The 24,168-nt window shown below is 63.1% G+C and carries 24 protein-coding genes; 16 read left to right on the top strand and 8 right to left on the bottom strand.

The window, feature by feature from the left end; translation table 11 throughout:
• Nucleotides 1-3 precede the first annotated feature (3 nt).
• The 5 genes from JI744_RS16795 to JI744_RS16775 form a co-directional block, all read right to left on the bottom strand.
• On the bottom strand, nt 4-1,029 hold the full coding sequence (locus JI744_RS16795) for an amidohydrolase family protein (RefSeq protein ID WP_202662329.1): 1,026 nt from the start codon (nt 1,027-1,029) through the stop codon (nt 4-6).
• Between the two features lie 65 nt (nt 1,030-1,094).
• Nucleotides 1,095-1,466, bottom strand: coding sequence for an MmoB/DmpM family protein (locus JI744_RS16790; RefSeq protein WP_202662328.1), 372 nt, complete (start codon nt 1,464-1,466; stop codon nt 1,095-1,097).
• Between the two features lie 13 nt (nt 1,467-1,479).
• Entirely contained in the window at nt 1,480-2,538 is a 1,059-nt protein-coding gene (locus JI744_RS16785) for an aromatic/alkene monooxygenase hydroxylase subunit beta (protein ID WP_202662327.1), read from the bottom strand.
• A 53-nt stretch (nt 2,539-2,591) separates the two neighbouring features.
• Nucleotides 2,592-3,650, bottom strand: a complete 1,059-nt coding sequence (locus tag JI744_RS16780; RefSeq protein WP_202662326.1) for an NADH:ubiquinone reductase (Na(+)-transporting) subunit F — start codon at nt 3,648-3,650, stop codon at nt 2,592-2,594.
• A gap of 97 nt (nt 3,651-3,747) precedes the next feature.
• Nucleotides 3,748-5,415: an aromatic/alkene/methane monooxygenase hydroxylase/oxygenase subunit alpha gene (locus JI744_RS16775; RefSeq protein WP_202662325.1), complete on the bottom strand. Its 1,668-nt coding sequence runs from the start codon at nt 5,413-5,415 to the stop codon at nt 3,748-3,750.
• A gap of 716 nt (nt 5,416-6,131) precedes the next feature.
• On the opposite strand from JI744_RS16775, the gene JI744_RS16770 reads away from it, so the two are divergent.
• The 4 genes from JI744_RS16770 to JI744_RS16755 are packed head-to-tail and all read left to right on the top strand — an operon-like array spanning nt 6,132 to nt 8,202.
• Complete coding sequence (locus tag JI744_RS16770; protein WP_236019512.1) at nt 6,132-6,581, top strand: hypothetical protein; 450 nt, start codon at nt 6,132-6,134, stop codon at nt 6,579-6,581.
• Entirely contained in the window at nt 6,578-6,859 is a 282-nt protein-coding gene (locus tag JI744_RS16765; protein WP_202662324.1) for a hypothetical protein, read from the top strand. The genes JI744_RS16770 and JI744_RS16765 overlap by 4 nt, the downstream gene beginning before the upstream one ends.
• Nucleotides 6,860-6,871: 12 nt before the next feature.
• Nucleotides 6,872-8,002 carry a WD40 repeat domain-containing protein gene (locus JI744_RS16760; RefSeq protein ID WP_202662323.1) on the top strand — a complete coding sequence of 377 codons (1,131 nt, stop codon included), beginning with the start codon at nt 6,872-6,874 and terminating at the stop codon, nt 8,000-8,002.
• An 11-nt stretch (nt 8,003-8,013) separates the two neighbouring features.
• On the top strand, nt 8,014-8,202 hold the full coding sequence (locus JI744_RS16755; protein ID WP_236019511.1) for a hypothetical protein: 189 nt from the start codon (nt 8,014-8,016) through the stop codon (nt 8,200-8,202).
• Here the strand turns inward: JI744_RS16755 and JI744_RS16750 are convergent.
• Entirely contained in the window at nt 8,177-9,112 is a 936-nt protein-coding gene (locus tag JI744_RS16750; protein ID WP_202662322.1) for a hypothetical protein, read from the bottom strand. The genes JI744_RS16755 and JI744_RS16750 overlap by 26 nt on opposite strands.
• A 41-nt stretch (nt 9,113-9,153) precedes the next feature.
• On the opposite strand from JI744_RS16750, the gene JI744_RS16745 reads away from it, so the two are divergent.
• Entirely contained in the window at nt 9,154-10,395 is a 1,242-nt protein-coding gene (locus tag JI744_RS16745; RefSeq protein ID WP_202662321.1) for an RNA polymerase factor sigma-54, read from the top strand.
• Here JI744_RS16745 and JI744_RS16740 read toward each other — a convergent pair.
• Nucleotides 10,392-11,297 (bottom strand): LysR family transcriptional regulator, encoded by a 906-nt coding sequence (locus tag JI744_RS16740; protein WP_202662320.1) that lies wholly within the window; start codon nt 11,295-11,297, stop codon nt 10,392-10,394. The genes JI744_RS16745 and JI744_RS16740 overlap by 4 nt on opposite strands.
• Nucleotides 11,298-11,406: 109 nt before the next feature.
• Here JI744_RS16740 and JI744_RS16735 point away from each other — a divergent pair, with 109 nt between their 5' ends.
• The 5 genes from JI744_RS16735 to JI744_RS16715 are packed head-to-tail and all read left to right on the top strand — an operon-like array spanning nt 11,407 to nt 15,590.
• A complete protein-coding gene (locus tag JI744_RS16735; RefSeq protein WP_202662319.1) occupies nt 11,407-12,129 on the top strand; it encodes a LamB/YcsF family protein in 723 nt (240 codons plus the stop codon).
• A 9-nt stretch (nt 12,130-12,138) separates the two neighbouring features.
• Nucleotides 12,139-12,372 (top strand): acetyl-CoA carboxylase, encoded by a 234-nt coding sequence (locus tag JI744_RS16730; protein ID WP_202662318.1) that lies wholly within the window; start codon nt 12,139-12,141, stop codon nt 12,370-12,372.
• Nucleotides 12,372-13,748: an acetyl-CoA carboxylase biotin carboxylase subunit gene (locus JI744_RS16725; protein WP_236019510.1), complete on the top strand. Its 1,377-nt coding sequence runs from the start codon at nt 12,372-12,374 to the stop codon at nt 13,746-13,748. Before JI744_RS16730 ends, JI744_RS16725 begins: the two co-directional genes overlap by 1 nt.
• 8 nt (nt 13,749-13,756) lie before the next feature.
• Nucleotides 13,757-14,632, top strand: coding sequence for a 5-oxoprolinase subunit B family protein (locus tag JI744_RS16720; RefSeq protein WP_202662317.1), 876 nt, complete (start codon nt 13,757-13,759; stop codon nt 14,630-14,632).
• On the top strand, nt 14,622-15,590 hold the full coding sequence (locus JI744_RS16715) for a 5-oxoprolinase subunit C family protein (RefSeq protein WP_202662316.1): 969 nt from the start codon (nt 14,622-14,624) through the stop codon (nt 15,588-15,590). Before JI744_RS16720 ends, JI744_RS16715 begins: the two co-directional genes overlap by 11 nt.
• 25 nt (nt 15,591-15,615) lie before the next feature.
• Here the strand turns inward: JI744_RS16715 and JI744_RS19150 are convergent, their stop codons facing one another.
• Nucleotides 15,616-16,584: an AraC family transcriptional regulator gene (locus JI744_RS19150; protein WP_328757499.1), complete on the bottom strand. Its 969-nt coding sequence runs from the start codon at nt 16,582-16,584 to the stop codon at nt 15,616-15,618.
• 230 nt (nt 16,585-16,814) lie between these two features.
• Here JI744_RS19150 and capB point away from each other — a divergent pair, with 230 nt between their 5' ends.
• From capB to JI744_RS16680, 6 genes are read left to right on the top strand one after another with little or no spacing between them, the layout of a single operon-like run.
• Nucleotides 16,815-18,599 carry a caprolactamase subunit beta gene (capB, locus tag JI744_RS16705; protein ID WP_202662315.1) on the top strand — a complete coding sequence of 595 codons (1,785 nt, stop codon included), beginning with the start codon at nt 16,815-16,817 and terminating at the stop codon, nt 18,597-18,599.
• A gap of 14 nt (nt 18,600-18,613) precedes the next feature.
• Complete coding sequence (gene capA, locus JI744_RS16700) at nt 18,614-20,707, top strand: caprolactamase subunit alpha (RefSeq protein WP_202662314.1); 2,094 nt, start codon at nt 18,614-18,616, stop codon at nt 20,705-20,707.
• Nucleotides 20,704-21,456 (top strand): ABC transporter ATP-binding protein, encoded by a 753-nt coding sequence (locus JI744_RS16695; protein WP_202662313.1) that lies wholly within the window; start codon nt 20,704-20,706, stop codon nt 21,454-21,456. The genes capA and JI744_RS16695 overlap by 4 nt, the downstream gene beginning before the upstream one ends.
• Nucleotides 21,453-22,187 carry an ABC transporter ATP-binding protein gene (locus JI744_RS16690; RefSeq protein WP_202662312.1) on the top strand — a complete coding sequence of 245 codons (735 nt, stop codon included), beginning with the start codon at nt 21,453-21,455 and terminating at the stop codon, nt 22,185-22,187. The genes JI744_RS16695 and JI744_RS16690 overlap by 4 nt, the downstream gene beginning before the upstream one ends.
• Complete coding sequence (locus JI744_RS16685; protein ID WP_202662311.1) at nt 22,187-23,101, top strand: branched-chain amino acid ABC transporter permease; 915 nt, start codon at nt 22,187-22,189, stop codon at nt 23,099-23,101. The genes JI744_RS16690 and JI744_RS16685 overlap by 1 nt, the downstream gene beginning before the upstream one ends.
• A complete protein-coding gene (locus JI744_RS16680) occupies nt 23,101-24,168 on the top strand; it encodes a branched-chain amino acid ABC transporter permease (protein WP_202662310.1) in 1,068 nt (355 codons plus the stop codon). The genes JI744_RS16685 and JI744_RS16680 overlap by 1 nt, the downstream gene beginning before the upstream one ends.

The following is a 24,168-nucleotide window of genomic DNA, read 5'->3' as shown; positions in this document are numbered from 1 at the left end:
GCCTTACTCCGCCGCGATGCGCACGGGGGAACCGGCCAGCTCGGCCTTTTTGGCGGCAACGTCGATGCCGTAAAGCCGGGCGGCGTTCAGGCCCAGGATCTTTTCCTTGATCTCGGGCGTCAGTTGCACGCCTCCCCGCTCTGACGAGATGTCCTCGGGGATCTGGAAGTTCCACAAGGCATTCACCAGCCATTGCGGCGTCCAGATTGCATAGTCAGACCCGAACAGAATCTTGTCCGGCCCGATCCAGAACAACAGTTCGGCAATCACCTCGGCAAAATAGCGGGGGCGCGAATGGATGAAGGGCAGCGCCACGGCCAAGCCGCCATAGACGTTGGTTTCCTGCGTCGCGATCCAACAGAAATCATCCAGACGCGGTAGGCCGCAATGCTCGATGATCCAGTTCAGGCCCTGAAAATCGGTGGCGGCATGGTCCACGTCATGCACGTCGAAGGCATCTTTCGACAGCGGAATGATCGTTGGGCCCTTGTGGACGTGGATGTTCTTGATGCCCAGCTTTTCGCACAGCTCAAAGCATTTGTAGGCCGCCGGATCGGTCAGTTTCCAGCCCTTGGAATCGCCGTTCCACTCGGCCGTGTACATCTTGACCCCTTTAATATCAAAGGTCTCTTTCATGTAGTGGATGTATTCGATAGCCTTTTCGCCATCGCGCGGATCGAAGGCCCCATTGACGATAAAGCGCCCCGGATTGATCGCCGCCATCTGGCTGGAGCGTTCGATGGACGAAAAACCTTCCTTGTAGAAATCGCGCAGATAGGTGGACTGGATGATCGCCATGTCATCCGGGCCATCGACGAACAGGTCGCGGTAGATGTCTTCGACCGTCTGCTTTTCGAATTTCGACTTTTCCCAAAGCTGCTCTTTGGGCGACAGCGCGGTGTGATAGGCATAAAAGCAGTCGATGAACTGCTTGCCGTGGATGTTGCGCTGGTTTGCCGGGCTGCCGTTCCAGAAATGGGTATGGCAGTCCAGAACGAAAACTTCTTTGCCGTCTGGCGTCTTGTACATGGTTTCCTCCCTGAATTTTGGCTGCTTGACGGGCCGTCCTGTGGGCGGCCCGTCGGTTCTGGCGGTCAGATGTATTCGAAGACTTCGTCCATATTGCCGAACAGGATCACCGTATTGTCATCGACGCGGACCATCCGGCCATAATGGGTCGAGGTGTTGACCTCGAAGATCTCGGCCGTCATCTCGCGGCCCAGAAACTCGCTGATGTCATCCATGCGGAAGATCAGCTTGCCTTCGCCGTCGATACGAATGGTGGCGGGGTTGTAGGTCACCGTCACCTTCGGGTCCTGGTCCATGAATTCGGCGATGGCGCGGGCCTCGACCGAGTCGTTCATGGTGACGCCACACTCATGCGAGATTTCGCGGCTGCTGAGGTCGATGTCCTTCATCGACTTGAAAATGTTACCCTTGCTGTTGTCGCGCGCTACGCTGGACATGGTCTCTCTCCTCTCAACGGGTCAGGCCGACTTCGCCCAGAATGCGCGCCAGCCGCTCTTGCGAGACGGCCTGCACATCGGCGAAAGACACGGGTTTGGAATGGGGTTGCGACCAGATCGGTTGCAGCGCAGTGGCGGCTTTTTCGGCCAGTGCTGCGTGCTTTTTGACCCAGCCGTTCATCAGCGCGCGGTTGTGGCTGGCGTGCTTTTCGTCGTTCACCAACAGGTAGATCAGGTCGATGGTGTTGGCGAGGTTGCGTTCATAATCCGCCTCGGCGGCCGAAATCACCGGCGGGGTGATGAAATCATTGTTGGCCGCCGCTGCCTGCATCAGAAAACCCGAGCGGAACAACTCGCCCACCAGCGGTTCAAAGATCAGGTTGATGGCGAAGTACTGCTCCAGATAGTCTTCGGTGCCCATGATGGTTTCAATCGCCAGACGGGTGGGCTGCCAGACCGGGTCTTCCAGCCAGGCCTTCTTGCCCGCCTCGTCATCCCAACCCGCGATGTCCATGCCGATTTCGGCCAGATACAGCGTGATGTCCTGGGCCAGCCGCATCTTGTAGGACGAATTGGTCAGCGTGGCGTTGTTGATCATCTGGGTATAGCCATAGCGCTGCGCCTGCATCAGCGAGGTGCCAAGGCCAAACTCAGCGTGCTTCCACGCGCCCAGATGCACCTGAAGGATGCGCTGCCAGGCTTTGTCGAACACCAGATGCGCCCCGGCCTTTCGGGCATTCGAGATGACGGCCTGCACCATCGTCTCGATCTTGGACTGGCGCTGGTAATGGGTGCGTTCCCATTCCTGATCGGGCGCCCGGAAGGCGTGCCAGTTCGACGAAAGGGCGCGGGTGTTGTCTTTGGTATAGGCACCCTTGCCGTTGCCAAAGCTGATGATCCAGTCCTGGATCAGATAGCGTTCGGGATCGGGCTGCACGTCACAGGTGACGTCTTCGTAATGCGTGGCGCGCTTGCCGCGCGGTTCAAAGTAGTTGTAGCGGCGGCTGGACGATCCGGCGAAAATCGCGGCCCCGGCTGCGCCAGAAGCAACGGAACTGGAAGTGGCTACCATAGTCTCTCTCCCTTGTTGGTAGGTGTTCACTGAAACGAGCGATCGGGCCGGCCTTAGTGGCCCGATGAACCGGACGTGGTCGTGAACTTGTCGTAGAAAATCCGCTCGCTGTCGTAGTCGAGCATGAAGAGCGTGGGGGTCAGCGCATCGATCATCGGTGGCGGGCCACAGGCATACACATCGCCCTGACCGGCCAGGCCCAGGTCTTTCAGCTTGCGCGAAACCGCCTCATGGACAAAGCCACGCTCGCCCTGCCAGCCGCCGTCTTCGGGGGCATGTGACAGAACCGGAATGAACTGCACCGCCGGATTGGCCGCCGTGATTGCCGCCAGCCTGTCCAGATGGAACAGGTCGGCCTCGGTCCGCGCGCCGTAAAAGAAATAGACCGGCCGGTCCTCGCCGCTGGCGATATGGTCGTGCAAGATCGACCAGACCGGCGACATGCCCGACCCTGCGCCCACCAGAACCACCGGCCCCTGACGGTTTTCGCGGCGGAAACACATGCCATAGGGGCCCGTGACCTTTACTGCTGCTCCGGCCCGGATTCCTCCGTTGTCGAGCTGGTTCGAGAACTTTCCTTCGGGGTATTTCTTGATGATGAAGGATAGTTTTTGGGTTTCGCTCGGCGGATTTGCCATGGAGAACGAACGCGTGATCGTCTCCCCTTCTTCCGTGGTGACTGTGATATCGACATACTGACCCGCCCAGAACTTGAGCGGCGCATTCAGCTCGATCTCAACGCCGCGAATGTCATGCGTCAGCTTCTGGAAATCCGTGATCCGCCCGTCGAACTGTTTGACGGGGATGGATTTGGACAGGACTTCCTCGTCATAGTTCAGCAGGTCGATCGTCAGATTGTCGAAGGCCTTGGCCCGGCACATCAGGATCTGGCCGCTGTCCTTCTCGCCGTCGTTCAGCGCGAAAGTCGAATATTTCAGCATCTCGACCTCGCCTTCCACCAGCACGCATTTGCAGGCGGAACACTGGCCCTCCTTGCAGCCATGCGGCAGCGAGATGCCCTGGCGGAACGCGGCATCAAGGACGGTTTCATCCTCGGTCACCTCGAATTCCACGCCCACAGGCTCCAGCCTTACGGTGTAAACCTCTCCCATTCTGTCCGGCCTCCTTGCCGTCAGTCCGGCAGCGCGGGGCTGCCAAAGTCATATCGCTGGATGGGGCGGGGGCCGGTTGTGGCCCCCGCCGGTTGGCTTAGTTGCAGGGCTTGATGGTAAAGCCCTTGCGGTATTCGGCGACGTGCTTGTCGCGTGCCTCGGGGGTCATTTCCCGCAGCAGCGTCAGCGGCGACAGCAGGGTGTGGCCGCGCACATCGTCCAGCGTCCACATGTCCTTGTCGTCGAACCGCAGGTGCGGTTGCGGGGTCAGGGTCTTGCCATCGTCACGGACGAAGTTCAGATCCTTGATCGCATCGGCCAGATCCCAGCCGTGATACAGGGTTTCCCACTCACGCTTGCCCGAGAACTTGCCCATCGCCGGGGTCGGACGGCCCTGATACTCGTTCGAGAAGGCCTCAACCGCGGTCCAGCGGTCCAGCTCATGGGCAAAGGTGTGAACCTGACCGTCGATGGTGTCGGTGACCATATCTTCGCGGATCAGGCACGGCACCAGGCACGACCAGCAGCGGTGCGGATAGACGTAGCCGACCTCTTCGTTGAAGGTGATGACCTTCTGGCCCGGCTTCGACAGCTTGGCATACCACTTCCAGAACTCGCCGAACTGGGCGTACCAGCCCGGATATTTGTGTTCGAACCATTCGAAGTCCTTGTCGGTCTGCGCCTCGATCCGCCAGAAGTTGACCGGCCAGCCCACGGCAAAGAACTGCGCCACCTTGTGGACATACTGCTTTTTGGTGATCCGGTTCCACGCCTCTTGCACGTCATCGTGGTGCACCTTGATGCCGTATTTTTCCAAGGGCAGCATGTAGGTGCGATAGTAGTCCTCGAAAATCCAGCGGTGCCACATTTCCGCATAGGATTCCTTTTCCTTGTCGCGGTTGGTGGTGCCGTATTCGATCAACGTGCCGATGGCGGCATCGACGATCGCGTGGTTCTGCCAAAAGGCGTAACGCAGGTCGCGTTCCAGCAGCAGGTGGTTTTCCGGCTCTTTCAGCGCGGCCATCAGCAGCGAATGGCCGTTGCCGATGTGGCGCGATTCATCCGACTGCACCGACAGGAACACCGTGGGCAACGCATAGTCGCCGTTGCGGGCGGCTTCGGAGGGCATGGCCACGAACAGGGTGTTGGTGAAGGCGGTTTCCGCCACAACCGTCAGATACATGCAGGCAGAGGTCATCACGTCGCCGGTGATGAAGCCTTCGCCGAACTGACGGCCGATCGTGGTGGCATAGCATTTCCCGAACGCTTCTTCGGTAATGTCAAAGCCCGCCGGGTCGATGTAATTTTCCATGTACCACTTTTTCAGGTTCATCTGAATGGTGGAGTGGCGGAATTCATCGACCATCTGCATGGTGAACCCGGTGCGCAGGTCTTCGCCGGGGGCGATGCGGGCCACCATGGCCATCGACCGCGCGGCCGAGATTTCGGGGAAGGGGATGATCGCCAGGAACAGCTTCATCCATTCCACCCAGCGCGGCTGCACGTTGCGGAACATATCGCCGCGCAGGGCGGCATCCAGCGCGCCGTAAACCCGGTTGTCCTTTTCTTCCTGCATCGGGAAGTAGGACCGCAGCACCTGCTTCATCGGGTCGCGCGGGGCCTTGTTGATCTTGTAGTCGGTCGGGAAGGTCGCGGCTTCCTGGACATAGCTGGGGTTCCAGCCAAGGTCCGAGATCTTCTTCGTGGCTTCGCCGACCGAGATTCCGCGCTGGGCGGTGATCTTGTTAAGCGTCAGTTGCGTCATGCCATGAGTCTCCTGATGTTGCCCGGCCTGGCAGATGCCATGGCCGGTGGGCGGCAGCACCGCCCGGATGGGTCCGACCGTCGGGGTCGGGTCAGGTCACGGCAAAGGTTCCGGGCAACGGGGCCGAAAACCGGGGGTGGCATTGCTGCCAGTCCGGGGCCACGTCTTCTCCTCCCAATCCTTCGTTCTTATGGGGTCTCGTTTCGGAAACCGCCTTCTTGTGCTGGGGATACATGCAGAAGCCGTGCCAAAAGGGCCGGTGCGGGGCGGTTTTTCACGATTCCCGCAGATGGATTTCTCCAACAGGCTGAATTGTAACGAATTTATTTTTTGCCTGTTTCCGCAGCGGGTTTTCGCAGGTCGGCGGCCTGCCTTGGGGCTGGGCGTTGCAGAACGTTACACCTGTTACGAGGTGGTGATCGTCCGTTGCGCAAAACTGTAACGAACCGCACCTCGGGGCCGGTTACAGGGCGATTCGTCCCGGTTTGGCTATTGGCGCGGTGCAGAAAAATTGTGCGGCAGCGCGGCATGTAAATGGCGGGAACATCTGTAACCGGCGGGTGGAACGAAATGTTACATCCGTAACGTGAAACACAATTTTTCCTATTTATAATCATCAAGTTACGGGTAATTCTTTCCTTCTTGGCCCCGCTTCGTGCTGCTAACATGGCTGTCAGCGCCGGGCCTTTCCCGGCAGGTCGCCTGAGGCTTTACCAATGTCCGGTCCGCTTCCCCTTGATCAGCGCCCTTCGCGCAGCACCGCCGAGGCCATAGTGGCGCGGGCGCCGCAGGATCTGGTGTTCACCATGCGCTTTCTGGGCCAGAGCCAGGAAATCCTGCACAGCCATTTCCGCTGCTTTCTTGAAAGCCGTCTGGCGCAGGCGGGCGTTACGCCTGAAAATCACCCGCTCTTGCCTTTCTTCATCGACAGCCACGCGGTTGAACTGCGCGATTTCGTGGTCACGGGCGTTGCTCTGGCCCGTCCCTTCCGGCTGGGCGAGATTGAGGTGCTGACCGGTGATGTCGAAACGCTGATGCGGGTGGACATCTGGGATGCCATCGCCAGCCATATCGACATGGCCGAGGCGCGCTTTGCCGAAGGTATCGCCCGCGTGGTCGCCACCCTGACCGCTGCCGAGGCCGAAATTCGCGGGGCCGCGACATGAGCGAACAGCCCCGCACCGCGCAAGACATTCTGGCCGATCAATTCCGCCTGACGGCAGATCTGTGCGTTCTGACCGGCGAATACCATCGACTGCTGCAAAAGGTCGCCGCTGCGGGCTTTCTGCGCCAGATGGCCGAAGACGGGCCGGAACACGAACTGGCCGAGGCAGAGCGGTCAGAGATTGCCGCGAACCTTGCCGCTGAATCCTGCGAATCGCGGGTCAACGATCTTGAACAGCGGCTGGGCGCGCTTGGGCGCGAACTGGCCGCTTTGCGCTGAAGGATACATCACATGAATCAGACCCTTGCCCCCGCTGCCCCGCCGCCCTCGGTGCAACCGGCGTTGTTCGATGTTCTGGCCCGAAGCTGGCAACTTGATGCGCCGGTCAGCAGCATTGTGCTGGACCGCGCGGGCAAGACTACCGCCTTTGCGCTGGCCGATGGGCGCATCGCTTTGATGCCGCTGCAAGACCCTGATTCCGCACTTGGCCGGATGCGGGTCGAGGCGGATTCGGGCCGCAGCACCATTCGCCCCCGCGAAAAGCCGGTGGCGCCCCCGATCCTGACCGAACCGCTGGCAGAGGGTGCCGCGTTTCTGGTGCCCTCGGGCGTGCTGGGGTTCGTGACTGGCAGCCGTGACGGGCGGCTGAACCGCATCACGCCGCGCGGTCAGGTCATCGCGCTGACCCGCAAGACCGAACCTCTCAGCGCGCTTGCCTCAGACGGGCAGGGGCGGCTGGCGATTGCCCGCGACGGTCAGACCAGCCTGCATGCAGAGGAGGGGATGGAGCGGCTGTTCGGCCTGCTGACCCCCGGCAGCGCCCATGCGCTTGCCTTTGCGCCTGATGGGCAAAGCGTTGCGGTGATGACGGACCACGCAGTCTTTCTTTGGCAGCCGGGCCACCGCTCATCCCGCCATCCGCTGGGGGGGAGGCAGGCCCTGACCTTTTCACCCGATGGTAACTGGTTGGCGGCGGCGCAGGATCAGGGGTTCTGGCTGTTGCGTCTGTCCGACGGGCGGACGGCGCGGCTTGGCCGGTTCCGCGCCACACCGGCCACCGTTGCCTTCAGCGGTGCGGCGAATGCTGTCTTTGCCTCGGGCGCGTTCCGGGTGGCGGGCTGGTCGCTTGCCACCCCGCCCTTTGACGATGAGGCGACAGGTGCCCTGCGCACTGGCAGGCCGGGACTGGTGCTGGTGGAACGGGTTGCCCCTCACCCGGCGCGTGACCTGATCGCCTTTGGCATGGCCGACGGCGCGGTCAGCATAGCGCAAGTCGGGCAGGCCGATGAAATGGCCCTGCGCCATGCCGATGGGGCCGCGATCACCGCGCTGGTCTGGTCTGCCGATGGCACGCATCTGGCGATTGGCACCGCGCAGGGCGACGCCGCGCTGGTGACGCTGCCGCCGCAACTTTTCAAATGAGGAAGGGAAATATGATGAACAACGCCAAGCCGAAACTGACCGAAGAAGATGCCAGCAAGGATGCCTTCTTTGGCCGCATCGCCGAAATCTCGGAACAGATGATCGCCGCTCATGGCAAGGATTTCGCGATGGGAACGCTGGTTCTGGCCGCCCGCTGGATTGCCAGCGACAAGATCAGTGGAGCGCCGGCGCGCCACTGAACACCACGGGGCCAGCCAAGGTCCAGCGCATCTGATCCAGCAGAATGTCGCGCGACTGTGCGGCAAACGCCAGCAGGCGGGCCCTAACGGGGTCCGCCGCCCCGGCTGTGGCGATGCGGGCCAGATCGCCGTCAAGGCCAATGTCCAGCAGATGCGCCCAGGCACACATCTCATGCAGACGATGCGTCACAAACTCCAGACAGTCGCGCGCCACCGGATTGGCGGGCCATTCGGCGCTGCCCGTCAGTGCGCCGCGCCCAAGGGGCGAGCTGTGGACAGCGCTGCCCAAAAGCGTCAGCACCTCGCGCCGCCAGCGGCCATATTCGCTGTGGTCGGAATGATCGAGGCCGATGGAATAAAGCTTTTCCGCCACCACGCGAAAGGCACGGCCCCCCGCGATGTGGCGCCGCCAAAAGTCATTCGCCTCGTCCGCCGTGCGGCAGGCCAGAAATTGCTGCGCCAGCTTGCGGCGCAGCAACAGCGCCAGCAGCATATCTACATCCTCGGAAATCGAGCGGGCCAGTTGCAGCGCCGGGGGTGTCAACCCCGACAGCACCAGCAACCGCAATGCGCTGACCGTCTCGGTCATCCGCGCGCTCAGAACCTCCAGCGCCTGCCATTGTCCGGCATCCAGCCGCAGCCCGCTCAGCCCGGCACCGCAGCCTGCCGCTCGGTTCAGCGCCATCAGCCAGATCAGCGCCTGATCAAACAGGCACAGCCCGTCATGGGCGCGGCTGTCGTTGGCGGGCGGGGCAGGGGGCAGGGGACGGAACCCCGGCAGGGCATGGATGCAATCGGCCCACAGCCTGTCCAGATCATGGCCGCGCGCCGACCACATCTGGCGCAGCCGTGCGGCCAGTTGCGGCGACATTTCGCGATAGAACCGTTCCGGCCCGATGGGCTGATCCATTGCCTGCGCTGTCCGTTTGCAGCCCCACACCCGAGGTGACGATGACCATAGCCACCCGCCAGACGCAAAGCCAGCGCCAGACCCTTGGCATTCGCCAGTTGCAGGCCATCGCCCTGCTGCACCTGACGAATGAAGGCTTGGCCGAAGAACTGGCGCGCCGCGCGGCGGGCAACCCGTTGCTGCGGCTGCGCCTGCCCGCGCTGAACGTGGATGCAGAGCCAGCGGCCACGGACGGCGGGCTTTACGATCACATTCTGGCCCAGCTCGGCTTGATCTTGCCTGTTCCTGCCGACCGCCCTCTGGCGATGGTTCTTGTCGAGGCGCTGGATGCCAATGGTTGGCTGGACCGCCCGCTGGCCCAGATTGCCGCGCAATCGGGTATTGCGCTGCACCGGGCCGAGGCGGTGCTGGCGCGTCTGCAAGAGGGCATCGAGCCGACCGGCCTGTTCGCCCGTGATCTGGCCGATTGCCTGCGCCTGCAAGCGGCAGAGCAAGGCGTGCTGACCCCGACCATGCAAGCGGTGCTGGACCATCTGCCGCTGGTCGCTTCGGGCGGCCCCCTTGCGGTGGCGCGGGCGGCGGGGTTGGACGCTGTGGCGGTGGCGGCCAGTCTGGCGCTGATCCGGCGGCTGAACCCGCGCCCCGGTCTTGCCTTTGGCGGCAGCGTGGCACCCACCCGCGCGCCGGATGTCATCGTGCGCCGGTCGGGCGATGGCTGGCAGGTTTCGCTGAACCGCGCGACGCTGCCTGAAGTCACGATCAGCGCCGCGACCGTGACCCACCCCGCCCTGCGCGCTGCACGGGCCGAAGCGGAGTGGCTGGCCAATGTGGTGGAGCGGCGCAACCGCACAGTCCTGGCCGTCACGCGCGCGGTGCTGACCCATCAGCAGGGTTTTCTGACGCATGGCCCATCCGCTTTGGTTGCCCTTAGCCGAACCACCGTTGCCGCCCGGCTTGGCCTGCATGACAGCACGGTGGGCCGCGTGGCGCGCGAATTGCTGGTGGAAACGCCGCATGGCCTGCGCAGCCTGTGCAGTCTGTTCGACGCCGGGCCTAAAGCTGCGCGCGAGGGCGGTGGTCCGGCCTGGGCGGCGGTGCGCCTCCGGCTGGGGCAGTTGATCGCCGCCGAAGACCCCGGTGCCCCGATCAGCGATGCCGCTCTTGCCGCCCTTCTGACACGCGAAGGTAAGATACTGGCCCGCCGTACTGTGGCCAAGTTCCGCGACGAAATGGGCATTCCCCCTTGCGCCACCCGCCGCACCCCCGGCCAGCGCGCGGGTTAACCGCCGCCGCCCAGCGTCAGGGCCATGAAGGCACGAAACACCTGCGCGGGGTCTGACAGGGGTTGCGCCCGTGCCCAGGACAGCCCGACATCCATCGACGGAACCGCCTCTCGCGTGGCACGCTGCTCGATCCGCTGCCCCTCCAGGGACCAGGGGCGGTACACCATGTCGGACAGGATGGTAACGCCCATCCCCTCTGCCACCATGGAGCGGACCGCCTCGACCGACGAGGTGGCAAAGACCACGTTCGGCTTAAGATTATGGGCCTCCCAGTAGCGTCCGGCGGTGCGGCTGGCCTCGTCCACCGTCAGCATGATGTAGGGCTGTGCCGCGACTTCGGCCAAGGGCACCTCGGCCTTGGCCAGCAAGGGGTGATCCGATGGGAGCCACAAGCGGCGGCGCGACCGGAACAGCGTTTCGGAATCCAGCGCCCCGGTGTTGTCGAGGTTCGAGGTGAGCATCACCGCCAGGTCCAGATCTCCGGCGACAAGCGCCTCTTCAATCGCGGCACGCGGCAGTTCCGAAAGGTGCAGCGTGACCCCCGGATAGGTCCGGCGAAAGGCCGCGTAATGGCGCGCCATGAAATAGCCCGCCACGGTATAGGTCAGCCCCACCCGCAGGTGCCCGGTGACGCGGGCCTCTTCGCCCAAAGGGCTGTGGACGGCATCATGCACCGCCGCCATGATCGACCGCGCCCGTGACAGGAACCGCGCGCCCTCGGCCGTTACTGCCACCCCTTGCGCGCCGCGGGACAACAGCTTGACGCCCAGTTGCGCCTCCAGTCCCTGAATGCCTGCGGTGACCGCGGATTGAGAGATGTTCATCTCGACCGCCGCCTGGCTGACCTGCCCGGTTTCGGCGGCAGCGATGAAATAGCGAAGCTGTTTCAGGGTCAGGGACATGGCACGACCTTTATCTTTTTTTTCGATATTACGCTACAGAATTTCATATTTGCAAACGCAGCGTGATTCCCCGCACACTTCCTGAAATCAAAACAAATCGGGGGGTGTCATGCCTGTCACGGTCAACTGTGACATGGGCGAAAGCTTTGGGCTTTACCGGATGGGTGATGATGCGGGGCTGATGCCCTTCATCCATATCGCCAACGTGGCCTGCGGCTTTCATGCCAGCGATTTCAACCACATGCGCGAAACCGTGCGTTTGGCCAAACAGCATGGCGTCAAGGTCGGCGCCCATCCTTCGTTGCCCGATCTGCAAGGTTTTGGCCGCCGCGAAATGCGGATGGACCGCGAGGAGATGGCCAATGCGCTGATCTATCAGATCGGCGCGCTGGTGGGGTTCCTCAAGGCCGAGGGGATGGGGCTGAACCACATCAAACCGCATGGCAGCCTTTATGGCATGGCGGGGCGGCAAGACCATATTGCCCAGGCCGTCTGCGATGCCGCCGATGTGTACGGCGTGCCGATTCTTGGCATGACCGGCACCCTGCATGAAACCGTCTATCCCGCGCGCGGGCACCGGATGATTGCCGAATTTTATGGCGATCTGGAGTACCGCCCCGATGGCAGCCTGATCGTCACGCGCGAACATGATGCCAAAGACCCCGACCTGATGGCCGCGCGCTGTGTGCGGGCGATTCTCGAGGGCAAGGGCACCGCTACCGATGGCTCTGACATTCCGGTGCGCTGCGATAGCATCTGCATTCATTCCGACACGCCGAACGCGGTCGATATCGCCCGCGCCGTTCGTGCCGCCGTCCAGCCCTATACCTGAGAGGTTTCCATGGCCCAGATCCTGTCTCCGCTTCCCGGCACGTTCTATCGCAGCTCCTCGCCCGACAAACCGCCCTTCAAGGCCGATGGCGACGGCGTCGCGGTGGGCGATGTGATCGGCCTGATCGAGGTGATGAAGTCGTTCCATGAGGTGCGCTCGGACGTGGCGGGCACCAATATCCACTTTGCAGCCGACAACGAGGAACCCGTGATGGCGGGCGCCGTTCTGGCGGACCTCGACTGATGCTGCGGAAACTTCTGGTCGCAAACCGGGGCGAAATTGCCGTGCGGGTGATCCGCGCTGCGCAGGATCTGGGCATCACCACCGTGGCGGTTTATTCCGACGCCGACCGTGACAGCCTGCATGTGCAGATCGCGGATGAGGCGGTGAATATCGGCCCGCCTGCCGCGAAGAAAAGCTATCTGAACGTCGCGGCCCTTCTGAAAGCGGCGGCGGATACCGGGGCCGACAGCGTTCATCCGGGCTATGGCTTTCTGGCCGAAAACGCCGATTTCGCGGATGCCTGCGCGGCTGCGGGGTTGGTGTTCGTTGGCCCTTCGGGCGATGCCATCCGCATGATGGGCGACAAGGTGGCTGCGCGCGCCGCCGCCCATGCCGCCGGGGTGCCGGTGGTGCCGGGCTCGATGGGCCGTGTGGCCGACATTGACGCCGCGCGCCATATCCTGATCGACACCGGCTTTCCGGTGATGATCAAGGCCGCTGCTGGCGGTGGTGGGCGCGGCATCCGTATTGCGAATGATCTGGCCGAGTTCGAATCCGCCTTCCCTCAAGCCGCAGCCGAGGCACTGGCCGCCTTTGGTGACGGCGGGCTTTACATGGAAAAGGTCATCACCCAGGCCCGGCATATCGAGGTGCAGGTTCTGGGCGACGGCAAAGATGCCGTGCATTGCTTTGAACGCGAATGTTCGCTGCAACGGCGGCGGCAAAAGGTGTGGGAAGAAGCGCCCTCGACCGCGCTCTCCGACCGGGTGCGCGATGAGCTTTGCGCCAGCGCCGTGCGCCTGACCCGTGCGGTGGGCTATTCCGGCGCGGGCACCATCGAATATCTTTATGACGATGCCGCCGACCGCTTTTACTTCATCGAGATGAACACCCGGATTCAGGTGGAACATCCGGTGACAGAAATGATCACCGGCATCGACCTGGTGGCTGAAATGCTGCGCATCGCGGGGGGCGAGCCGCTGCGGCTGAAACAGCGCGACATCACGGTGAAGGGCCATGCCATCGAGGTGCGGCTGAACGCCGAAGATCCGGCGCGCGATTTTGCGCCCTTTCCCGGCACCGTCAGCGGCTTGCGCGTGCCCGGCGGGCCGGGCGTGCGGTTTGAATCGATGCTTTACGCGGGCTACACCGTGCCGCCCTTCTACGACTCGCTGCTGGCCAAGCTGGTCGTTCATGCCGAAACGCGAGAGGCCGCGATCACCCGGCTGGTCCGCGCCCTGCATGAAACCCGGATCGACGGGCTGAAAACCACCAAGCCCCTGTTCCTTGCGCTGGCCGATGACCCTGCGGTGCAGGCCAATGACGTTCACACCCGCTGGCTGGAAGGCTGGCTTGAAACCCACGCGGCCCGGCTCGTGCCGGAACTCGAACCCTAGGAGGGACCATGTCGATCCGTTTCAGTTTCGGGGGCGACGAGCATATCTTCGCCGAGGTCAGCGAGGAAATGTCGCTGGAAGCCTTCTTCACCTCGCTGTCCATGACCAACGCGGTCAAGGCCGCAGGCATCAAGGGCGTGACCGAGATTTGCCCGGCGAATGCCAGTTTCCAGATCAAGTTCGACCCCGACGCGATCAAGCCGGGCGATCTGCTGAAGGAACTGCAAAGCATGGAGGGGGCGGCGTCGAAATCCGACGCCAGCCTGAAAACCCGGATCATGGAAATCCCGGTCCTCTATCAAGACCCCTGGACCCACGAAACCCTGATGCGGTTCCGCGAACGCCACCAGAACCCCAAGGCCACCGATCTGGAATATGCGGCAGAGGTGAACAACCTCGGCTCGGCCGATGATTTCATTCAGGCCCATTCCAGTCAGCCCTGGTTCGTCTCGATGGTGGGTTTCGTCGCCGGGCTGCCGTTCCTTTACCAGATGGTGGAACGCAAGCGGCAGTTGCAGGTGCCGAAATACCTGCGTCCCCGCACCGATACGCCCAAGCTGACCATTGGCCACGGCGGCTGCTTTTCCTGCATCTACTCGGTGCGCGGCGCGGGTGGCTACCAGATGTTCGGCGTCACGCCGATGCCGATCTATGACCCGGCGCAGAAGGTTTCCTATCTGCAAGACGAGATGTGCCTGTTCCGCCCCGGTGACATCGTGAAGTGGAAGCCCGTCACCCGCGACGAATATGACGCCGCGATCGAGGCGGTGGACGCCAACCGCTACGAACCCGTCATCCGCCCCGCCACCTTCAGCCTGACCGAGTTCAACAAGGATATGGCGGGCACCAATGCCAAGCTGATGGAGGCGATCCATGGCCATTAACGTCATCTCTCCGGGCCTTTCGACCACGGTGCAAGACCTTGGCCGCCCCGGATATTATCACCTCGGCATTCCGCTATCGGGCGGGATGGACCGTTTCGCCCTGCGCGCCGCCAACATGCTGGTTGGCAACGACGAAGGGGCCGCAGTGCTGGAGGCGGTGTTTCTGGGGCCGGAGCTGGAGTTTACCGCGCCGGCGACTGTGGCCGTGACGGGGGGCGACCTGCCGCCCAAGCTGAATGGTGAAGAGCGGGCGGGCTGGGAGGCCTTTCCGGTCAAGGCCGGGGATCGTTTGTCCTTTTGCTTCCTGAAAGGCGGCGCGCGGGCCTATATCGCCGTGTCGGGCGGCATTGATGTGCCGGTGAAACTCGGCTCGCGTTCCACTTATACCCTCGGTGCGCTGGGCGGGCATGAGGGGCGGGCGCTGAAGGCGGGCGACAGCTTGGCGGTGGGGCAGGGTGCAGGCGGTAAGGGCAGCGTGCCCGCCAACCTGCGCCGGATGCCCGGCAACCCGGCCGAGTTGCGGATGCTGCCCGGCCTTTACTGGCACCGCATAACCGAAACCGCAGGCAAACAGTTCTTTGCCGACACCTGGAAAGTGGCGCCCGAGGCGGACCGCATCGGATACCGCTTTCGCGGCGGTACCGCGCTGAATTTCGTGGCGCGCGAACAGCCCTTTGGCGCAGGCTCGAACCCGTCGAACATTGTCGATGCCTGCTATCCCTATGGCAGCATTCAGGTTCCGGGCGGCACCGAACCCATCGTGCTGCACCGCGATGCGGTGTCGGGCGGCGGTTACATGATGCTGGGCTGCGTGATCAGCGCCGATATGGACCTGATCGGGCAGCTTCAGCCCCACAGCCCGGCGCGGTTTGTGCAGGTCTCGATGGATCAGGCGCTGGCCGCGCGCCATGACCGGCAGGCCACCTTGCAGCGCGTTCGCGCCCACCTCGACCGCTAGGGCAGGGGCGATGGCCGAAACCGGATCAGCCCCGCCCCCGCGCCTCGCTTGGCGTAACGCCAAAGCGGGCGCGGAAGGCACGGCTGAACTGGGCCTGATCGGGAAAGCCACGGGAATAGGCGATTTCGCCGATGGACCGGCGGTCGCCCGCGTTCTGCAAATCCTCCATCGCCGCCTGCAACCGCGTGTCGCGGATCCACTGGCCCAGCGTGGTGTTGGTGTCGCGCAACAGCTCATGCAGATAGCGCACCGAGATACCACACCCCGCCGCCACCTCATCCGGGCCCAGGTCCGGGTCCATCAGATTGCGGCGCACGAACCCTTCGATCCGCGCCAGATGCGCCGCCCGCACGGTAGAGGCACCCGAGGTCAGCACCCGCTCATCCGACTGGATCGCCAGCGCCAGCAGATCAACCAACTGGCGGCCCACGGTGGTGCGGGTTTCCTCGGTCATCGCATCATAGCGCTGCGGGATCAGGTGAACCATATCGACGAACAGCCCGTTCGCCCCGTTGGTCGCATCGAACTGCAACGAGCAAAAACGGTCCGGCGCGCGGATGCGCCCGCCCAGCAGGGCCGAGGACAGCTTCATCACCCACAGGTCGGCATGTTCGGCGTGGCTGAACTCATAGGGTTCATGGCTGCGCTCCATAAAGAAACAGCCGGGGTTGCCGCGAATTTCGCTGCCGCCTTGGGTAAAGCGCACCTCGGATTTCGCGGGCAGGGTGACAAGGAATTCCTCTGGCCCAGGCTCGCGGAAATGCTTGGGCAGGCGGCGATACATCAGCGCATCGGAGGTCAGCCGCGACAGCGAGACCTGCCCCAGCGTCCAGCTTGTCAGGGTGCCGTCAAACGTCTCGGGCCGCCGGAAGGTCAGGTCCAGCGGGAAATAGGCGCGGGCGATGGTTTCATGCCAATGGCGGCTGTGCGCGCCCTGATCAATGCCGTCTGTCGTGATCGTGGTCTTCATCGCCACCTTCCCCGTTTCCGCCATCAGGCCACGCGCGACACGACCTGTAAAGCGCCAGATCACGCCGTCGGGCCCGACTGCACGGAAACGCAAAAGCCTGTGCGCCCGGCGCAAAGACGGCGCGATAAAAGCGTCGCTAACCTTGCTGTCACAACGGTGCAACAGACGCCGTGTGACAGGGAGTGCAAACGATTCGACCGGGCAATCTGCCCGGACGGTACCCTGTTGCGCGGCCCTAAATGGAGGGCTTCGTGATGGCAACAGCAGCACGGAAAAAGGTTGAGGTCGATCCGATAACCCTATCGGTGGTTCGCGGCATTCTGGAAACCACGCAGCGCGAAATGACGCTGTCGCTGGAGAAGACCGCGCGATCTTCGGTGTTCAACCTGGCGCACGACTATTCGACGGCGCTGTTCAACGCGGCGCCCGAAATGATCTTGCAAGGGCAGGACATCCCGATCCACCTCGGGTCGCTGATCCCGGCGATGAAGGTGGTGGCGGGCTATTTTGGCGATGACATCCACGAAGGTGACCTGCTGATCCACAACGACCCCGCATGGGGCGGCAGCCATGCGATTGATACCTGTTTCTATCGCCCGGTGTTCTGGAAAGGGCGGCTGAAATACTGGACGGTGTGCAAGGGCCACCTGACCGACGTGGGCGGCCCGGTGCCTGCGGGCTACAACCCCAATGCCAAGGAAATCTATGCCGAATGCCTGCGTATCCCGCCGGTCAAGGTGTGGGACCGGGGGCAGCCGCGCAAGGATGTGCTGAACTTCATCCTGACCAACATGCGCGCCCGCCGCGATCAGGAGGGCGATTTCAACGCGCTGATCGGTGCGTGTCAGGTGGGCGAACGCGCCCTGCTGGCCATGTTGGAAAAGTATGGCGAGGAACAGGTGGATGCCTGCATCGACATGCTGCTGGATATGGCCGAAAAACAGATGCGCGGGCTGATTACCAGCGTGCCGGACGGCATCTATGAAGGCGCTGCCATTCTGGAAGATGCAGGCCACGGCTTTGGCGATTTCGAGATCAAAGCCAAGGTCACGATCAAGGACGATACCTGCCACATCGAAATCAGCAGCCCGCCGCAGATCCCGTATTTTATCAACTCTTACGAAGGGAACAGCTATTCCGGCGTCTATCTGGGCCTGATGATGTTCGCCCAATTGCCGCCGCCCTATAACGAGGGGCTGTATCGCTGCGTGACGGTGAACATGGGGCCGAAGGGCACGATCTGCAACGCAGCCGAACCCGCCCCCCACATGAACTGCACCACCACTCCGATGGAAACGCTGACCGACGCGGTGCGGCTGGCCTTTGAAAAGGCGGTGCCGTCCAAGGTTTCGGCAAGCTGGGGCCATGCCAACGGCCTGAACATCGCCGGTTGGGACAAGCGCCATGACGAGGAATATGTGACCATGGTGCTGGCCACCATCATCTCGGGCGCAGGCGCAACGCCGGCGCAAGATGGCTGGCACGCCTGCGGGCCAGAATGCTGTTTCGGCGCGCTGACCTCGGGCGATGTGGAGCTGCTGGAATACAGCTATCCGATCATCATCCACCGTTATTCGCTGATGACCGACTCTGGCGGCGCGGGGAAATTCCGCGGCGGGTCCGGCACCGCCTGGGAGGTGGAGCCGCTGAATGACGACCTGACCTTTATCACCTTCGGCGAAGGCCGCCGCATTCCCGCCGTAGGGGCCGCAGGGGCCGCCAGCACGATGATCGATACCAAGGTCGGGAGGCTGGAGCTGGTTCAGGGCGACCAGTCCGAAACCATCCGCGAAAATGTCATCAAGGTCATCAAACCGGGTGACCGCATCACCAACATGAACCCCGGCGGCGGCGGCTATGGTGACCCGATGGACCGCGCCGTGGAAATGGTGCTGTGGGATATGAAGAATGGCCTCGTCTCGGTTGAAGGGGCGAAGCAGGATTACGGCGTCATCATCACCGACCCGGCCACATTGGCCGTGGACATTCCCGCAACCGAAGCCCTGCGCGCGACCCGTCGCGCCGTGGCTGCGAATTAAGTGGGGATGAACCGATGAAATCGCAATACAGACTGGGCATCGACGCGGGCGGCACCTTCACCGACTTCGTTCTGGCCGAAAAATCCGGGCAGGTGCGGCTTTACAAGGCGCTGTCCACCCCACAAGACCCCACCCTTGCCATTCGCAACGGCCTGCAACTGATGGCCGATGATCTGGGCGTTCCGGCCAGTGAAATCATCCCCAACTGCGATCTGTGCATCAACGGCACCACCGTGGGGCTGAACGCGCTGATCACCCACAAGGGGGCGAAAACCGGGCTGATCTGCACCGCCGGGCATGAGGATTCCCTTGAAATCCGCCTTGGCCACAAGGAAGACGGTTATCGCTACGACCCAGATTATCCGCCCGCCACCATGCTGGTGCCGCGCTATCTGCGCCGGGGCGTGCGCGAACGGGTTCTGTCTGATGGCACCGTCCGCCAGCCGCTGACCGAGGCTGACGTGCGCGCCGCCTGCGAAATCTTCCGCGCCGAAGGGGTGGATACCGTGGCTATCAGCTTCGTCTGGTCGGTCCTGCACCCGGAACATGAGGCCCGCGCCGGGGAAATCGTGCGCGAGATGCTGCCCAATGTCGTGCTGACCCTTGGGTCAGAACTTTACCCGCAGGTCCGCGAATACACCCGCACCTCGACCGCCGTGGTCAACGCCTATCTGGCCCCAATCATGCGGCGCTATGTTCAGGCGGTGGATGCCTATTTCCGCAGCCTTGGGGCCAAGCAGCCCGTGCGGTATTATCAGTCGAACGGTGGGCTGGCGGTGGGGCAGGTGATGACCGACCGCTCGGTCTATGCCATCAACTCTGGCCCCGCTTCGGCCCCGGCTGCCGGGCAATATGTGTGCGACCCCTTTGGCAAGCGCGATGTGATCACCGTCGATATGGGCGGCACGTCGTTTGATATCACGCTGACCAAGGACGGCCTGACTAACATCAACAAGAACATCGACTTTCTGCGCTACCGGATCGGCGTGCCGATGATTCAGGTCGAAACCCTGGGCGCGGGCGGCGGGTCTATCGGCTGGATTGATGAGATGGGCCTGATGCAGATGGGCCCGCAATCGGCAGGGTCAGACCCCGGCCCGGCCTGTTACGGTCAGGGTGGCAAGCTGCCCACGGTATCGGACGCCAACCTTGTGCTGGGCTACCTTAACCCCGACGGGCTGGTCGGTGGCCGCCTGCCGCTGGATTATGCCAAGGCCGAACAGGCCATTCGCACCAACCTTGCCGACCCCTTGGGGATGACCGTCGAACGCGCCGCCTATGGCATGTTCACCATCGTCAACGCCAACATGGTCAATGGCATACGCCGCGTCACGGTGGAACGCGGCTATGACCCGCGCGACTTCGTGCTGGTCGGCGCGGGGGGCGCGACGGCGGCGCATATCACTGCCTTGGCCGATGCCATCGGCATCGACACCATCGTGCTGCCCAAACTCGCCTCGGGTCTTTGTGCCTTTGGCCAGATCATCAGCGACGTGAAGTACAACTACATGGCCACCGCGCCCTTGCGGCTGGACAATGACGCGGCCTATGCCCGGATTGACGAGTTGTTCGCCCAGATCGAGGGGCAGGGCCTTGCCCATCTGCAAGCCGACGGCTTTGGCAAGCAGGACACCCGCGTCAAGCGCAGCCTTGATATGCGCTATGTTGGGCAAGTGCATGAATGCACGGTGGATATCGACACCTTCCAGGTCGATGCGCAGTCCATCGGCCAGATTATCGCGGCGTTCCACAAGCGGCATGAACAGCTTTACACCTATGCCGAGCCGAACTCGACGGTCGAGGTGGTGAATATCGAAAGCACGGTCTACGGCGTCGTCGAAAAGCCGGGCCGCATGTCGATTGGCGCAGGCGCCAGCCCCGACAAGGCGCTAAAGGGCCACCGCGAGGCGGTGTTCACCGCCGATGGCAAGCGCATCCATACCCCGATCTATGACGGCACGCCCTTGGGTGCCGGGGCCACGATCCACGGCCCAGCCGTGATCGAGGAAGTCACAACCACCATCGTGATCGAACCGGGCTGGACCGCGCGGCTGGATGAAAGCGGGTCGTATCTGATGACCCGTGACGGCAGGAAAGGGGACAGATGAGCGAGCTAGTCGCTGACAGGATATCGGTTGCCTTTGCAGGGTTGAAAGCCCTGTCAGAGGTGGATCTGAAGGTCGCCTCCGGCCAGATCGTCGGGCTTATGGGGCCGAACGGGGCGGGCAAGACCACGCTTGTCAACGTGCTGACAGGGTTTCAGCCGCCGACCGCGGGGGCCGTCTTGCTGGACGGCGCTCCCCTGTCGGGGCCGAAGCCACATCTGCTGCGCCGCCGGGGCATCGCCCGCACCTTTCAGGGCGGGCGGCTGTTCCGCGACCTGCTCGTGATCGACAATCTGGAGGTGACGGGCATTGGCCTTGGCCAGTCGCGCAGCGCCGCGATTGCCGAGGCGCGGGCGATGCTGGACTGGGTGGGCATCGCGCACCTTGCGAACCGCATTGCCGGAACTCTGCCCTATACCGATGAACGCCGCGTTGCCATTGGCCGTGCGCTGATGGGGCGGCCCGCCTTTATCCTGCTGGATGAACCGGCGGCGGGGATGAGCGGGCAAGAGGCCGCCGATCTTTCGGCCCTGATCCGCCGTATCGCGCGGGAAATGGGCTGCGGCGTGCTGCTGATCGAACACAATGTCGGGCTGGTGCTGGACCTGTGCGACCACATCGTCGTGCTGGATTCCGGGGCGGTGATCGAAACCGGCGATCCGGCCTTTATCCGCGCAAGCGAGAAGGTGCGCCACGCTTATATGGGCACCGCCGCCGATACCCACATGCCTGTGCTGGAGGTGGGGCAATGAGCCTTCTTACCCTTTCCAACGTCTCGGTCCGCTATGGTCGGTTGACCGCCGTGCGCGGTGTCAGTTTTTCGCTGGCCGAGGGCGAGGTGCTGTTCATCACCGGGCCGAACGGGGCGGGCAAATCCTCGCTTCTGCGCGCCATCGCGGGCGTCACCCCGCCCGCCGGGGGCCGGATCGACTTTGAAGGCCATGACATCACCGGCCGCGCGCCCGAGGACATCGCCCGCCTTGGCCTGTCGATGGTGCCCGAGGGGCGCGATGTGTTTGGCGGGCTGACCATCGAGGAAAACCTGCTGGTCGGCACCGGAATGCACGCCGCCGAACGTGGCTGGCGTGCGCGGGCGGCGAGTGAGCTGGAGGCGGTCTATGCCACATTCCCCATCCTGAAAGATCGCCGCCATGCGCAAGCCGGGCTTCTGTCGGGCGGGCAGCAGCAGATGCTGGTGATCGGCCGCGCCCTGATGACCAATCCGCGCCTTGTGGCGATTGATGAACCCAGCCTTGGCCTTGCCCCCAACATCACCGATCAGGTTTACGAACGCCTGATCGCCCTGCGCGCCGAACGCAAGCTGACCCTGCTGATCGTCGAGCAGTCCAGCACCCGCGCCATGCTTGTCGGCGGGCGGATGATGCTGATGCGCGGCGGCGAGATTCTGCTGGATGGCGACGCCCGCGCCTTGGGCCAAAGCGAGGCGATGCAGGCCGCCTATTTCGGATACGGAGAGCATTGATGGGATCGCTGCTTCAGGTCGTCTTCGACGCGCTGGCCCTGGGGTCGCTTTATGCCCTTGCCGCCCTTGGCATCGCGCTGATCTTCGGGGTTATGCGACTGGTCAATTTCGCCCATGGCGATGTGATCGCCTTTTGCGTATTCGCCCTTCTCTGGCCTTCGACCGATGCGGTGGCCGTGGTTTTTGCCGGAAACCTGCCGTGGTTCCTGCTGATTCCGCTGGTGCTGGCGGTGGGGGCGGCGCTGTCGGTGCTGTCGGAACTGGTGGTGTTCCGCCGATTCCGCCGCGCCAACCCGGCGACCATGATGATCGCCTCTTTCGCGCTGGGCTTTGTCATCCGCTACTTCCTGCTGATGCTTTATTCCAGTCGGCCGAAAAGCATCTCACTTTTGCCCGCGCTGTCGCAACCCATCGAGATTTTCGGTGCGCGCATTCCCCTGCTGCAATTGATCACCATTCTGGTGACCATCGCCGTGCTGTTCGGGCTGACCGCCTTTCTGCGCCGTACCCGCTTTGGCCTTGAAATGCGGGCGGCAGCGGAAAACTTTACCATGGCGCGGATGCTGGGGGTGCGGGCCAACAGGGTGATCATGGGGGCCTTTGCGCTGTCGGGGGCACTGGCCGGGGCGATTGCGCTGATCCTTGGGTCACAAACCGGCACGGCGAACATCACCATGGGCGCCAATGTCATGCTGATGGCCTTTATCGCGACGGTGATCGGCGGCATGGGCAGCCTTGCCGGGGCGGTGATTGCCGGATTCCTGCTTGGGTCTATCGCCACCGTCATGCAGGTCATTCTGCCGCCCGATGCCCGCGCCTTTCGCGATGCCTTCGTCTATGGCGCGGTCATCCTTGTGCTGATCTTCCGCCCGCAGGGCCTGTTGTCCGCGCGCGGCGCGAAGGAGCGTGTCTGATGCGCCAATCCCCCGCCCTTCGCAGCCTGTCGACGCCGATCCTGTTGTCGCTGCTGCTGGTGTGCTTTGCGCTGGCCGCTGTCTTCGCCGGATCGCGGCCCTTCAACCAGACCATCATCGACATCTTTCTTCAGGTGATCTTCGTCGTCGGGCTTTACACCTTTGTCGGCAATTCCGGCGTGATCAGCTTTGGCCACATCGCATTCGCCTGCCTTGGCGGCTATGTCGCGGCCTGGACCACGATCAAGCCGATGCTGAAGGGCGGCGCGATGCCCGGCCTGCCCGACTGGCTGATGCAGACCGAAATCCCCTATTGGGCCTCGGCCCTCGTCGCGGCGCTTTGGGCGGCGCTTTGGGCTGGCATCTTTGGTTCGGTTCTGATGCGGCTGTCAGGCATCGCCGCCTCCATCGCTACATTTGCCATGCTGGCGATGGTGAACTCGATCTATTCCAACTGGGAAAGCGTGACGTCGGCCACTTCTTCCGTTGTGGGCATTCCCATCGTGCGGGTGATCTGGCCCTATCTGATCGCCGCCATAATCGCCGTTTTCGTCGCTTGGGCCTATTCCATCAGCCGCCACGGCCTTGCCCTGCGCGCGGCGCGCGACGAACCCACGGCGGCGGCGGCCAGTGGCATCGACATTCCCCGTGCCCGCCTGATCGCCTTTGTCCTGTCGGGCGGCATCATGGGCGCGGGCGGCGCGCTTTACGCCCATTCCATCGGCATCGTCACGCCCGATACCTTCTATCTGGGCCTCACCTTCACCACGCTGTCGATGCTGGTGGTGGGCGGCATGTCCACCCTGTCGGGCGCGGTGCTGGGGGTGCTGATCCTGTCCACCTTGATTCAAGTGCTGCGCTGGCTGGAGGCGGGCGTGCAGATCGGCACCTCTACCTTCGCCCTGCCCGGCGGGGTGCAGGAAATCGCGCTGGGCGCGGTGATGATCGTGATCCTCATGTTCCGGCCCACCGGAATCATGGGCAACAAAGAACTGAATCTGCCCATGGCAGGTTCGGAAAAAGCGGGCCGCCAAGGCCCCGAACCCCAAACCACCAACAAGGAGTAA

The sequence above is a fragment of the Fuscibacter oryzae genome, assembly GCF_016765795.1.
GTDB classification, from domain to species: domain Bacteria; phylum Pseudomonadota; class Alphaproteobacteria; order Rhodobacterales; family Rhodobacteraceae; genus Fuscibacter; species Fuscibacter oryzae.
The sequence above is the reverse complement of the archived record's forward strand: the minus strand, read 5'-3'. Positions and strand labels throughout refer to the sequence as shown.